The 13,547-nt window shown below is 45.5% G+C and carries 13 protein-coding genes; 9 read left to right on the forward strand and 4 right to left on the reverse strand.

The features are described from left to right. Positions 1-12 precede the first annotated feature (12 nt). The 3 genes from RT064_RS00850 to RT064_RS00860 all read left to right on the forward strand — a co-directional run bounded on the left by RT064_RS00850 (position 13) and on the right by RT064_RS00860 (position 3,127). Positions 13-1,209 carry an enoyl-CoA hydratase/isomerase family protein gene (locus RT064_RS00850; protein WP_313060277.1) on the forward strand — a complete coding sequence of 399 codons (1,197 nt, stop codon included), beginning with the start codon at positions 13-15 and terminating at the stop codon, positions 1,207-1,209. Between the two features lie 34 nt (positions 1,210-1,243). Beyond that, the gene (mmsB, locus tag RT064_RS00855; protein ID WP_313060281.1) at positions 1,244-2,170 is read left to right on the forward strand and encodes a 3-hydroxyisobutyrate dehydrogenase; all 927 of its coding nucleotides are present in this window, start codon (positions 1,244-1,246) and stop codon (positions 2,168-2,170) included. A gap of 123 nt (positions 2,171-2,293) precedes the next feature. Further along, a complete protein-coding gene (locus tag RT064_RS00860) occupies positions 2,294-3,127 on the forward strand; it encodes a Cof-type HAD-IIB family hydrolase (protein ID WP_313060283.1) in 834 nt (277 codons plus the stop codon). Positions 3,128-3,211: 84 nt separating this feature from the next. Here the strand turns inward: RT064_RS00860 and RT064_RS00865 are convergent, their stop codons facing one another. After that, positions 3,212-3,967 (reverse strand): IclR family transcriptional regulator, encoded by a 756-nt coding sequence (locus tag RT064_RS00865; RefSeq protein WP_062330228.1) that lies wholly within the window; start codon positions 3,965-3,967, stop codon positions 3,212-3,214. 267 nt (positions 3,968-4,234) lie between these two features. On the opposite strand from RT064_RS00865, the gene xthA reads away from it, so the two are divergent. The 3 genes from xthA to RT064_RS00880 are packed head-to-tail and all read left to right on the forward strand — an operon-like array spanning position 4,235 to position 6,505. Continuing rightward, positions 4,235-5,047, forward strand: coding sequence for an exodeoxyribonuclease III (xthA, locus tag RT064_RS00870; RefSeq protein ID WP_313060287.1), 813 nt, complete (start codon positions 4,235-4,237; stop codon positions 5,045-5,047). A gap of 29 nt (positions 5,048-5,076) precedes the next feature. Further along, entirely contained in the window at positions 5,077-6,291 is a 1,215-nt protein-coding gene (argJ, locus tag RT064_RS00875; protein WP_313060290.1) for a bifunctional glutamate N-acetyltransferase/amino-acid acetyltransferase ArgJ, read from the forward strand. A 31-nt stretch (positions 6,292-6,322) separates the two neighbouring features. After that, positions 6,323-6,505 carry an NF038104 family lipoprotein gene (locus tag RT064_RS00880; protein WP_159374575.1) on the forward strand — a complete coding sequence of 61 codons (183 nt, stop codon included), beginning with the start codon at positions 6,323-6,325 and terminating at the stop codon, positions 6,503-6,505. A gap of 69 nt (positions 6,506-6,574) precedes the next feature. Here RT064_RS00880 and RT064_RS00885 read toward each other — a convergent pair whose 3' ends face one another. Then, positions 6,575-7,351: a TrmH family RNA methyltransferase gene (locus RT064_RS00885; RefSeq protein WP_313060293.1), complete on the reverse strand. Its 777-nt coding sequence runs from the start codon at positions 7,349-7,351 to the stop codon at positions 6,575-6,577. Next, complete coding sequence (locus tag RT064_RS00890) at positions 7,351-8,328, reverse strand: class 1 fructose-bisphosphatase (RefSeq protein WP_313060296.1); 978 nt, start codon at positions 8,326-8,328, stop codon at positions 7,351-7,353. Before RT064_RS00890 ends, RT064_RS00885 begins: the two co-directional genes overlap by 1 nt. 296 nt (positions 8,329-8,624) lie before the next feature. Between RT064_RS00890 and RT064_RS00895 the strand changes: the two genes are divergently transcribed. From RT064_RS00895 to RT064_RS00905, 3 genes are all read left to right on the forward strand, one after another. Next, a complete protein-coding gene (locus tag RT064_RS00895; RefSeq protein WP_409519513.1) occupies positions 8,625-9,608 on the forward strand; it encodes an aspartate carbamoyltransferase catalytic subunit in 984 nt (327 codons plus the stop codon). A gap of 64 nt (positions 9,609-9,672) precedes the next feature. Then, positions 9,673-10,839 carry a dihydroorotase gene (locus tag RT064_RS00900; protein WP_313060301.1) on the forward strand — a complete coding sequence of 389 codons (1,167 nt, stop codon included), beginning with the start codon at positions 9,673-9,675 and terminating at the stop codon, positions 10,837-10,839. A 43-nt stretch (positions 10,840-10,882) separates the two neighbouring features. After that, complete coding sequence (locus RT064_RS00905; RefSeq protein WP_313060303.1) at positions 10,883-11,407, forward strand: DUF2127 domain-containing protein; 525 nt, start codon at positions 10,883-10,885, stop codon at positions 11,405-11,407. A gap of 72 nt (positions 11,408-11,479) precedes the next feature. Here the strand turns inward: RT064_RS00905 and RT064_RS00910 are convergent, their stop codons facing one another. Then, positions 11,480-13,504 carry a YihY/virulence factor BrkB family protein gene (locus tag RT064_RS00910; protein ID WP_313060305.1) on the reverse strand — a complete coding sequence of 675 codons (2,025 nt, stop codon included), beginning with the start codon at positions 13,502-13,504 and terminating at the stop codon, positions 11,480-11,482. Between the last annotated feature and the right edge of the window lie 43 nt (positions 13,505-13,547).

Below are 13,547 nucleotides of genomic sequence, written 5' to 3' on the forward strand. Positions count from 1 at the left end.
AGGAAAATAAAAATGAGCGAGGAAAATCAACAACCTGTAATATTTGAAACCATAGCCACCCACTGCGGTCACCACATCGGCACGATGACATTGAACGACCCCAAATCTCTAAACGCGCTAAGCGTCGATATGTGCAAACTGATGGCAAATCAGCTCAGCAAATGGGCAACTGATGACAACATCGTCGCTATTTTGCTAAAGGGAAGTGGCGACAAGGCGTTCTGTGCAGGGGGCAATATCCGCAAACTGTACGACAGCATGATTGACACTCCGCCCCAAGTGCCTATGCAGCAGCCAAATCCGTACGGGGTTGAATTCTTCGAAAACGAGTACAGCCTATACCGGCAAATGCACTTTTACCCAAAACCGATTGTCTTGTGGGGTAACGGTATTGTCATGGGCGGTGGTATGGGCTTGATGGCGATGTGTAGCCATCGTATCGTCACCGAAACCACCCGTTTTGCCATGCCGGAGATTACCATCGGCTTATACCCTGATGCCACAGGTTCGTGGTTTTTGACGCGTATGCCTGCCAAAATTGGGCTGTTTTTGGGCTTGACAGGGGCGAACTGCAACGCCAACGATGCGATTTTCTCTAGCCTTGCCGAATATGCGGTGGCAAGTAGCGAATACGACAAAGTGGTTGACGCGCTAAAACAAGCCAATTGGCAAGCTGACTACAGTTTACATGATATCGCAAGCCAAGCCTTAGCCAAAATTCATCATACCGAGCATTTAGCAGACAGTCATTTGATGAAGCATTTTAATACCATCCAAGCACTAGTAAACAAAGGCTCAGTGCATGATATAGATGCAGCGTTGCGCGATGACAACTTCAGCAAAGTCAACGGCGAAGCGGATAAATGGCTCACCAAAGCGGTCGAGACTTATCAGCACGGTTGCCCTGTCAGTGCGGCATTAACGGTTGAGATGTTTAAACATGCCAGCAAATTATCGCTTGAGCAAGTGCTATATATGGAGATGAATGCGTCGCTACATTGTGTCAATTACCCTGATTTTCGTGAGGGCGTACGCGCCTTACTGATTGATAAAGACAAATCGCCAAAATGGTGTAAAACACTTGATGAATGCGATGCCCGCTATATCCAGTCACATCTTACGTCGGCTTTCCCCAACAGCGAACATCCCTTTGAGGCTTGGTTGGGTAGTGATTCGCTCTCAGCAAAATTAGCCAAACTTGCTATCTAAAGTTTACAAACACCACAACATACAAGGATTGTATATGCCAAATAATCAACAAACAGCCATTAAAAAAATTGCTTTTATCGGGCTTGGTAACATGGGCAAACCGATGGCAGAAAATCTCATCAAAAATGGCTTTGCCCTCACCGTATTTGACCTAAACACCGCCGTGCTGGACGACCTTGCCAAACAAGGGGCAAGCGTGGCGACTTCACCCGTGGACGCAAGCAAAGAGGTAGATATGGTCATCACCATGTTGCCTGCAGGTCAACATGTCAAAGAGGTGTATCTGGGTAAAGACGGTAATCAAGGCTTGCTCGATGTGGTGGGTAAAGATACCTTGCTAGTCGATAGTAGTACCATCGCAGCGAGTGATGCGCGTGAAGTTGCCGAAGCTGCTGCAGATAAAGGCATTGGTTTTATGGATGCGCCCGTATCAGGCGGTACGGCAGGGGCAGCAGCAGGGACACTCAGTTTTATCGTAGGTGGGCAAGCTGAGCAATTTGAGCAGGTCAAACCCGTGCTTGAGGCCATGGGAAAAAATATCTTTCACGCGGGGGATGTCGGTGCAGGTCAAGTCGCCAAAATCTGTAATAACATGCTGCTTGGCGTGATTATGACAGGGACAGCCGAAGCCATGAATTTGGGCGCCAAAAACGGATTAGACCCAAAAGTATTAGCCAGTATTTTGTCAGCCAGCACCGGTCGTAACTGGGCGCTGGAAGTGTGTAATCCGCACCCCGATGTTGGTGATGCCATGCCATCAAGCCGTGGTTATACAGGTGGATTTATGAGTAAACTCATGCTCAAAGACATGAACCTTGCCAAACAAACAGCCGATGATACCAAGGTGGTGACACCAATGGCAGACCAAGCCACGGCACTGTATAGCAAACATAGCGAGCAACATGGGGATAAAGATTTCTCAAGCATTATGGCGCATTATGATGCGAACGTTCTGCAATAAGTTTTGGCATTTAGCAAAAAGCTAGGATTTTTTTTCTGGCTTTTTTCTGGTCGTTAATTTAAAAGTTAACCCAAAAATAGGGTAGAATTAGCGTCAATCCAAATTTATCGCATCAGTTTTATTATGTCTAAGCCAACAGCACACCCCAAAAAACCAAAAATTGTCTTTTTTGATATTGATGACACGTTGTACATCAAGCAGCAAGAAAGGGTGCCGCAATCCGCGATTGAGGCACTCAAACAATTAAAGCAGCAAGGCATTATGGTCGCTATCGCCACCGGTCGAGGTCGTGCGGTGTTTCCCAAAGCTGTGTATGAGCTCATTGAAACCGTGGGTATCGATGTGCTGGTCACCATCAACGGTCAATGCAGTCACCACCAAGGTGAATTGTTAGCGCATTATCCGATGAGCACTGCGCAAATTAAACTGATTACCGATTATGTTGAATCAAATAATTTATCCTATGCCTACATGACCGATACGGAAATTATCGCGTTAGTGGAAGATGATGCGCTGTCAGACGCTTTGAATTCACTTAAAATAGCTTACCGTACTGCCCGTCATGATGACATTGATTTATCGATACCTATTTATCAAGTCGTGGCATTTCATCCTGACAACACGCAGGTAAATTTTGAATTTCCCCCGACTTTAAAAATCATGCGCTGGCATAAAAACGGTATCGATATTCTAGATGCGACAGGCTCGAAGGCACGCGGCATTGCGCAGGCGCTAAATAAACTGGGGCTGGATTTTGAAGATGCCATGGCATTTGGCGATGGGGTGAATGATATCGAAATGTTACAGACAGTCGGCTTTGGCGTGGCGATGGGGAATGCCCATCCCGATGTGAAAGCGGCGGCTGACTATGTATGCCCAGCTGCGTGGGAAGATGGTATCTATCAAGGCTTACAACATTTGGGTTTGTTACCCATTGATGAGCCATCAAATGATTAAGCCCCGCCATGTTATATAAAATCTATCAATAAAATCGCTTGGAGCGTTTTAACTTTACCTTGTCAAAAGTTTCAAGGATAACCTTTAAATTTCCCCAAAAAACGCATCACGAATATCATCGGCAGCTTTTTGCATATCAGGTACAAACCCAATCAAGTCCTCGAGGGATTTGCGCGTTTTGGGTGCGGTTGTGTACAGTGAGCCGATGTAGCGACCTTGGGTGTCGTTGATTGCCACAGCAATTGAGACCGCTTGGGCGATATATTCTTCATCAGAAATTGCATAGCGCAGCTTAGCTACCTGTTCAAGACTTTGATTGAGCGCATCCCTATCGGTAATCGTGGCAGGGGTGATAGCGGTTAACGATAAATTTTTTAGTAGCGTCACCCTATCATCTTTTGTGAGCGTACTTAAGTAGATTTTACCAGCCGCCGTACACCAAATGGGTGCTTGCGAATCAGTGGGCATATACACTTGTAAGGCAGAAGGACAAGGTACGCGGTCGGTATATACCATGTTGACGTAATAAGGTACCGCCATGCCACAGGTTTCACCGATTTTATCCACCAGTCTTTGCAAAATCGCAAACCGCTGAATCGCCACTTGCTGGCTTTGCCAAAGATGAATTGCCATATGCCGCGTACGCGACGCAGGCACAATCGTACCATTGATATCGACCCGCACAAAGCCTTCTTCTTGCAGCTGCTGTATCAGTCGGTGCATGGTTGGTTTTGGAATATCCAAAATCTCAGACAAATCCAGCGGAGATAAAGGACGCTGTGCCGCAGACACGGCTTCGATGATTTTTAAAACACGGGTAATAGAAGAAACTCGAGCCATTATAATTGTCTTTTTAAGTCTAAGGTCAGCACGTCGCCAGAAAAAATTGAAAAAAATATTTTGCAAGGTTGGCAGTGATTAAAGTGCAAGGTTTTTTGATTATACCAAAATTTTTTTAAACTTCACCTGCTATTTGCGGGTTCATCATGCATAACCTCAGTGCTGCAGACCCAATTTGCTTTCAAATTGAGCTTGCGGTCAATATCCGCTAATATAGTCGGCATTTAACGCTTAACCAAGCCACATTTATCAATTTGGGGAAAACACATGCCGCGTTTTGTCAGTTTTAATATCAATGGATTGCGGGCGCGCCCACACCAGCTTGAAGCCATTCGCGATATCATCGCGCCCGATGTCATTGGGCTACAAGAAACCAAAGTACATGATGATGCATTTCCGCTACAAAGCGTGCAGCAATTGGGCTATCATGTCGAATTTTTTGGGCAAAAATCTCATTATGGCGTGGCGCTATTATCGAGACAAAAACCTATTTTTGTACAAAAAGGCTTTCCAACCGATAGCGACGATGCGCAGCGACGATTTATCCATGCACGCTATGATTTTAATGGCAAATATATTGATGTGCTTAATGGCTATTTCCCCCAAGGTGAAAATCGCAAGCATGAAACCAAATTTCCGATGAAGCGCAAATTCTACGCCGATTTAACTGACTATATCTTGCAGCTTAAAGCAGAAAATCGCAGTATGATTTTGATGGGGGATATGAATATTGCGCCGCTTGATTTTGATATTGGCATTAGCGAGGATAGTGTCAAACGTTGGCTAAAAAATGGCACGTGCTCGTTTTTGCCAGAGGAGCGAGAGTGGTACCAAGCCCTGCTTGCGACAGATTTGCATGATACTTATCGGGCATTATATGCCGACGGTCAAGCGCTAAGCTGGTTTGATTATCGCAGCAAGGGATTTGACGATGAGCCAAAGCGGGGGCTGCGCATTGACCATATTTTGATGACGCCTGATTTGGCGGATAAGCTCAACGGCGCAGGCGTCAGCTATGATTTGCGCGGCATGGAAAAACCTAGCGACCATGCCCCGATTTGGGCAGATTTTTTGGATTAATCAATTAAACAACAGTAAGGAGCGCTCTTATGCCAGTTGGCAATGTCGAACTTGTAAAATTAAACCCAGTGAAAGGGATAAAAATTGGCATCACCGAAGCCCACGTGCGCTATGCAGGGCGCAAAGACTTAACGGTTTTTGACATCATAGCGGGCGCAAATACCGCGGTTGTCACCACGCAAAACCAATTTTGTGCCGCACCTGTGCAGTTGCTGCGAGAATTTATCGCCAAAGATAGTCCCCGTTATTTGATTGTCAACACAGGCAACGCCAACGCTGCCACGGGTGAAGACGGTAAACAGCGTGCCAAAACAACGTGTGTGGCATTGGCAGAAAAAACCGGTGTCGCAGCCGAGCAAGTACTGCCTTACTCCACTGGGGTGATTGGGGAAACCTTGCCGGCGGATAAAATCATCGCGGGGTTAGACAGCGCCTTAGCCAATTTAACCGACGATAATTGGCTTGGCGCCGCTCATAGCATCATGACTACTGATACCACCCCAAAAGGGCATAGCGAACAAGTCACGATTGATGCCATCACCTATACCGTGACAGGTATCTCAAAAGGGGCGGGCATGATTCGACCCAATATGGCGACCATGCTTGGCTTTGTGGCAACCGATGCCAGCATTGAGAAAACATTGCTACAAAATATCTTGACCGACACGGTGAATCAGTCATTTAACCGCATCACGGTGGATGGCGATACCTCGACCAATGACTGCTGTACGTTGATTGCCACAGGACAAGTTGGGGATGTGATTGACAGCGAAAATCACCCGCATTATCAAGCGATTTATGAGGCAATTAACAATGTGATGATTCGAATCGCTCAGTTGATTGTACGCGATGGTGAAGGGGCAACCAAATTTATCACGGTCAAAGTGACAGGCGGTGAAACCTCTGAAGAATGTGCCAAAATCGCGTATGAAGTGGCGCATTCACCGCTGGTAAAAACCGCATTTTTTGCCAGTGACCCAAATTGGGGACGTATTTTGGCAGCGGTAGGCAAAGCGGGCGTGATGCTTGACCAGTCAAAAGTGGCGGTATCACTCGATGATGTGCGTATCTGCGAGCGTGGCGGCTTGGCACACGACTATACCGAGGCGCGTGGCAGCGAGGTGATGAAGCGTCCTGAAATTACCATTCATATTGAACTGGGTCGTGGGCAGGCGAGTGATACCGTCTATACCTGTGATTTATCATACGAGTATGTCAAAATTAATGCTGATTATCGTTCTTAAAGTCAATCTTAAAGTCAATTAAAGGTAACGAATGAAAAAACTAACTACCCTGCTTTTTTTGCTGACCACCGCTGTTATCTTACAAGGGTGTGTGCATAAAATTGTCACTGTCCCTGTTAAAGTTGCCTATAAGACCACCAAAGGGGTGGTCAAAGGCACGGTAGCCGTCGCTAAAGCGGTGATACCAGGTGATAGTGAGGACAAAAAAGACTAAACATAGGCTGTCTAGTGATTTATGTCACACTCATTCACTGATGGCATTGATGGCAATTATTTATGGCAATCATGCGTAGCGTCTTTGCCGTAACATTTCATACAGACACAGTGACCCTGCTATCGCCACGTTTAGGCTTTCTTGACCATTTGGCTGGGGTAGCGCAATCGGGTTGGATTGACTAAGTAATCTCTCATCCACGCCTTGTCCTTCATGTCCCATAATCAAGGCTAACGGTTGTCTCAAATCGGTCTGATAAATAATATGATCGGTATGTGAGCTCGTGGCAAACATCGGCACTTTGACCTTCATCAAAACCTCATCTATGCTGATGCCTTCATAAATGGTTAAACTAAAATTCGCCCCCATGCCTGCTCGCAGCGTTTTAGGTGAATAGGCAGCCGCACTACCTTGGGTGCAAATCACCGTCTTTATGCCCACGGCGGATGCGGTGCGAAGTAGTGTGCCTAGATTGCCATTGTCCTGCACACCATTGATGATTAAGCAATCGCTGGTGATGGGCTGATTAAAGTCTAAATGCGGCATATCAATCATCGCCATGATGGGCAGGCTCTCGCCCAGTGTGCGCATCTCTTTATAAAGATTATCGTTGACCGTTAACGTTTTTACCTGGTTAAGCTGACCCAGCAGGGCATTGATTTCGTCATTGTGCAAACCACTTTCACTGACAATCACGGTGTCGGGCGTGAGATTGGCGTTGAGGTACGCTTCAAGCAGGTGCGTGCCTTCTATCACGGTTTTGCCTAGTTTTTTACGCTGGCGCGACCCAGTGAGTAGCGCATGGGCAGTTTTGATGGTTGGGTTGTCTTTTGAAGTGATAAGCATTATTTGACTTCTTCATGCAGCTTTTTGACGTAGGCTACTTCGTTTTTTGCCCCCAGTACCACAGGCACCCGTTGGTGGATACTGGTCGGCTCGATATCCAAAATACGGTTGGTGGCATCGGTACTCATGCCACCTGCTTGCTCAATCAGCAAGCTCATCGGATTGGCTTCATACATCAGGCGCAGTTTACCCGGTTTATCAGGGTGTTTGGTGTCAAATGGATAGCTAAAAATCCCCCCACGGCACAAAATACGGTGAATGTCGCCAACCATCGCCGCCACCCAGCGCATATTAAAATCTTTACCACGCACGCCAGTTTTACCCGCCGTAAACTCGTCAATATAACGCTGCATCGGTGGCAACCAATAGCGATAGTTAGAGGCATTAATCGCATACTCTTTGGTATCTGGGCTGATTTGCACTTGGTCTTTGATTTGCACAAACGCTTTGGTGTCTGGGTCAAGACTAAACATTGCCACACCGTTACCAAGCGTGATTGACATCACAGTTGAGGTGCCATACAAAATATAACCCGATGCTAACTGCGCAGTCCCTTTTTGCAAAAAGTCCTCATCCGTCGCAGGGTGACCTTGGTTGTTGTAGGGTAAAATCGAGAAAATTGTACCAACTGCCATATTAATATCAATATTGGATGAGCCATCAAGCGGGTCAAACAGTACCAAAACGTCGCCATCTTGATTGGCAGGGGTGGCATTATCTAATTCTTCAGAGGCCACACCCGCGCAATGCGGATTGCTGCTCAAAGCGTCTAGCAACAAATCATTGGCAATGACATCGAGCTTTTTTTGCTCTTCGCCCTGCACGTTTTGGTTACCCGCTTCGCCCAAAATATCCGCGAGCGCGCCGCGTTTGAGCAAGTCGCTGATTTGAATACCAACTTTGGTAATGGTAGTAATGATGTCGGCAACGGCAGGTTGGGCGTTTTGCGCGGCAAGATAAGTTTCAAGATTTGACATAAGTAGACCTTATTATAAAATTATAAATTAACACCCTAAGCCAATCACATACGATTAAGCAGGGTGAATTTAGACCTCATGAATTAAAAAAAATATAGACAATTTGCCGCAAATTGTAGCACTTTTTGACCCGTCTTATCAGCGATAATCGCAAAATATTGGCGTATTTATTCCAGCCGATTTACGGTAAAATAGGCAAAATTTATACAAATAACAACAAATCTAGGTGGCTGATGAATATTTTAAACACCCAAACCTTATCCAACGAAGCGTTACAGAGCAAGCTTGATCAAGCGATGGCAAAGCCAGAACTGACCGCAGCAGGTGATTTGCGGCATTTTATCGGCGTAGAAGGGTTATCCAAAGCCCAGCTGATGGCCATCATCGAAAAAGCCAATGGTTACTTAACTGACAATGTCGGTCGCCCCAACAGCATTCGCAATAGTGATGAGCTTGAAGGCTGTACGGTGATGAATTTGTTCTTTGAAAACTCTACCCGTACCCGCACCACCTTTGATGTAGCTGCCAAACGTCTTGGCGCCAGTGTCATCAGTATCGATATTGCCAAATCCAGTACCCAAAAAGGCGAAAGCTTACGCGATACATTGTGGAATCTTGAAGCCATGACAGCGGATATTTTTGTGGTGCGTCATTCATCTAGTGGGGCTGCGCACTTTATGGCAACCGAAGTTACCCCAAACATTGCCATCATCAACGGTGGTGACGGCTGGCACGCACATCCGACCCAAGCGATGCTCGATATGCTCACGATTTATCGTGAAGCGCCAAGACCGTTTGAGGAATTAACGGTAGCGATTATCGGCGATATCAAGCATAGCCGTGTTGCCCGTTCGGACATTGCGGCGCTCAAAACCTTGGGGGTTAAAGAAATTCGCGTCGTGGCGCCCAAGACATTATTACCAAAAGGCATTGAGCGTTATGGTGTCAGTGTCTATAACGATTTGGACGCGGCGGTGGTTGACTGTGATGTCATCATTGGCCTGCGTATTCAAAATGAGCGTATTGGCTCACCTTTATTGCCATCGACATCCGAGTATTTTAAAGCGTATGGCATTACCACCGAACGCCTTGCCCTTGCCAAACCTGACGCGCTTGTCATGCACCCAGGACCGATGAATCGCGGCGTTGAAATCTCATCAAGTGTTGCCGATGGCGAGCAGTCCGTGATTTTAAAACAAGTCAATAACGGCATTGCGGTACGTATGGCGGTGTTGGCACTGGCCATGCAAGGGCAACGTGCCGCGCGCAGCGCATCTTAAATTTAGCGAAAAAAATGACAAAGTAGGCAAAACCAAAGTAGGCAAACCCAAAGTAGGCAAAACAATGACGCTTCAAAATCTTTTACCTGCCAACTGGCAATTTGATACCACGCAGCTTAACCCTATCGACAGCGATGGCAAATGGCTATTACCGCCGCTGGTGGATTTATGTGCGCGTTTGCGTGAACCTGGGCACCAGTCGCATGGTACACTAAAATCAGAAGGCGCCGCGGCTCGAAAAAACGGTTTTTTGCATGTCGTCATACCACCCGATACCAATCCCGTGCTTGAGAACGGCTCATTACTGGCAGGCTTGCGAGAGCGGGCTTATCAAGATGGCGGTATTCATCTGCATGTGTTAGGGGCGATGACTGCAGGTCTTGAAGGTGAAAAACCCGCCAATATGCTTGGGCTGAAGCAAGGTGGCATCATCGGGGTCAGCAATGCTCGCCGCAAATTCGCCAATGATGACGTACTACTGCAAGCCCTTGATTATGCAGCGACTTATGACATCAAAGTATTTTTTTACCCTGATGAACCCAGTTTATCCAAAAATGGTGTCGCCCATGATGGCTACATCGCATCTTATCACGGCTTGGCAGGGATTCCTTGGATTGCTGAAACGGTGGCGTTATCCAAGCAGCTGTTGATTGTCGAAGAAACAGGCGTATCGGCACATTTTGGTCAGCTGACCACCAAATCCTCGATTGATTTGATTCGCTGGGCGAAACAAAGGGGCTTGCCGGTGACCTGTGATGTGGCGATGCACCAATTACATTTAACCGATGATGCGTTGATTGGTTTTAATGCTTTGGCATATGTGTTGCCGCCATTGCGTTCCAATACAGACAAAAAAGCGCTGCAAGAAGGCTTGCAAGATGGCACTATCGATGCGATTTGTAGCCACCATGAGCCATTGGCAAAAACCGCTAAACAAGCGCCTTTTGCGGAGTGTAAACCCGGTATTAGCAATTTTGATACTTTTATGGGGCTCGCTTGTCAACTGGTCAAAGAAGGTATTTTGACCCCAGCGCAGCTAGTAGAAAAAATCGCACTAAACCCTGCCAAAATCGCTGGAATTGAAGCTAACTATCATCAAACGGGCGGGGCGGTGCTGGTTGACCCCAGTCTGACTTGGACGGTGACTAAAGAATCAATGATGTCGCAGGGCAAAAATACGCCATTTATCAATAGCGAATTGACAGGGAAAGTCGAGCAAGTGTATTTTTAGGCTTGTTTTAAGTTTGTTTCAAGATTGGATAGGGTAATGAATCATGCCAAAGGCGTTTAAGCAGATAGCCCCGCCAGTGCCTAATAGGCATCATGCTAAGAAAGCCATCATCATGGTCGCTATCTATGAGCTTATAAAAGGATTGGTAGCGCTAGGGGTGGCGGCTATTATTTTTGTAGGGCATGATAAATTGCAATGGATTGCGCGGGTGGTTTCACAGGCGCTGCATCGTATCATGGGGATGGCACTGCACCACCAAATAGAAGCACTGAATCACTATGCATGGGTCGCCAACCAAAATTGGCAAAAAGCCTTTTGGATAGTCGTGGGCTATGCGCTACTGCGTTTTGTGGAAACCTATGGTCTTTATCGAGATAAAATATGGGCGTATTGGTATAGTGTTTTGGGCTACGGCGTGTTTTTGCCGCTTGAGGTTTATGAGTTATTTAGCCATCGATTCAATTGGCTTAACTTTTTGATACTGTTAGTGAATATCGTCATTGTGGTGGTGGTCTATCGCAATATGCATGCCAAAGGGTTATTGGGTAAAAAGATGACACAGGCTTAAGCTATTCATAAAAAAAAGCGATAAAAAAGGGCAGAATCTGCCCTTTTTTATTCACCAAGCTAGCTGTCTGGTTTAGCTATCTGGTTTATCTTTTTCCGTAATGATACGCGGAGATTTTTTGCTTGTATTGGCTGCAATTTTTGATTTGATGAAATTAAAAGGATTGTACGGGCTATCGAGTACGCTAGCCGGTATAATCTGACGAATTTTTGCCATCACCGCCGTATTATCACCTTTTGGTTTGTCATCATCCGCTAGGATTTTTGACTCGACTGTTTGGGTGGCGGTAATTTCATTGCTAAAACTCGTGTCATCCAGATTACTGATGTCCCAATGCATATTGTCAAAATTATTGGCATTTAAATAATTATCAATCGCAAATTTATGCTCATCTGTCGCATTGCCACTTTGTGTGGATGAGGGTGTCGCTTTATTTTCGCCATTACTACTGTCGTATTCACTGTTACTTTCTTCAAGCGTTTTTAGCGGATGTTTGTCATCTAACCCCTTATCATTTGACAAGCGTGTCTGATTATCATGAGCTTGCTTAACAACTGATGATTCATGTGATAATTCATCCGATAACTCATCGTTATTTAAGGCATTAAAATCACGCGGTTGACTCGATAAGCTACCCTGACCTTTAAAATCAAGCGTACCATCAAAGCCAGTCGCTTGCTCGGCGTCAGTTTCTTTGATACGTTTATCTTCATTGACCACGTCACTGACTTGACCCCCTGATAGACCTGAACCTTCACGTTGACCGGCTAGTTTGTTGCCTTTACCTTTATCTTTTTTTCCTGTATCTGGCTCGATGTCTTCGGCATTTGGGGTCTGACGCGGTGCGATACTGTCAAAAATACTTGCCATCGACACATCAAAATTATATTTGAGCATGGCTTCACCACGCGCTAAGGTATTAATCCATTGCACAGTCCAAGGCGCGTTATTTTTAAGTTTTCGCAAATCCTTTTCATGCGGTAAAGGATAGGGCATATTTTGATAAAAATCCCAAAAACTATAATCATCGAGCGAGCGTTTGAGGACATATTCATCTTTGTCACTGGTGGTGATGAGATTGTTATCTTGTAAAAAACTAATATAAGTGTACCAATTTGGCATCTCTTGGCGACCTAGCACATCACGCAGACCGGCTTCGGTGACGACATTGCCTTTTTTATGCTCACGGTACAACACATTTAGCATATCCATCAAGCTAAACAAGGCATGACGGGGAAAGATTTCTTTGGTCTCAAAAATGGTTAAACAGTAGCTGATTTGCACGCCAAGCAGGATAATATTCCAAGAAATATAAATCCAAAGTAAGAACAAAGGCAAAATCGCAAACGCCCCATACACCGCTTTATAACTGGTAAAGTTGTCAACAATTGCGCCAAAGGTGAGTTTTAAGATTTCAAAGATAATCCCAACCACAACACCGGCAACCAACGCATGTTTAAAACGTACTTGGCAGCGAGGTACAAACCAATACATGGTCACCAACCCCATGAGCACAATCGCAATGGAGCCGATTTGCACCCAAATCGCCCAGTCAATGCCATAGCCGCCAATCTTTTGATTTAAAAAACTCAGACTTTGCACAGTACTTGAGATAATCATGACGATGGCAAGCACAATAGGCAACAGGGTAATAATCACCCAGTAACGCACGAGATTGAGCCAACTGGTCTCTTTTTTTTCAACCCGCCAAATTTGGTTAAACGCGGTTTCAATCGTCATTAAAGTGGAAATGGTGGTAAAAAACAAAATACCCACACCGATAATGGTTAAGTTCGATGAGTTACTGGTAAATTGGTTAAGATACTTGGTGACCTGTAATCCGGTACTGGGCAAAATATTGCTAAAAATTAAGTTTTGAATCTGCTCACGCGCTTCTGCTAACTGCGGGATGGTGGAGAGAATCACCACCAACAAGGTTAAAATCGGCACAATAGACAGCAGCGTGGTATAAGTCAATAACGCAGCTTTTTGGCTACAATTATCATCGATAAAGTTTTTGATAAGGTACATCAAAAACTGCACCCATTTATGTTTAAAAATGGATAATTTTTTTAGTTTGGCAATGAGTTCATTCATAGTAGTTCTTATTGATAAAAAATTTCAAAGTTTGACCATCAAA

It is taken from the genome of Moraxella sp. CTOTU49097, assembly GCF_032064105.1.
Taxonomy (GTDB): domain Bacteria; phylum Pseudomonadota; class Gammaproteobacteria; order Pseudomonadales; family Moraxellaceae; genus Faucicola; species Faucicola osloensis_B.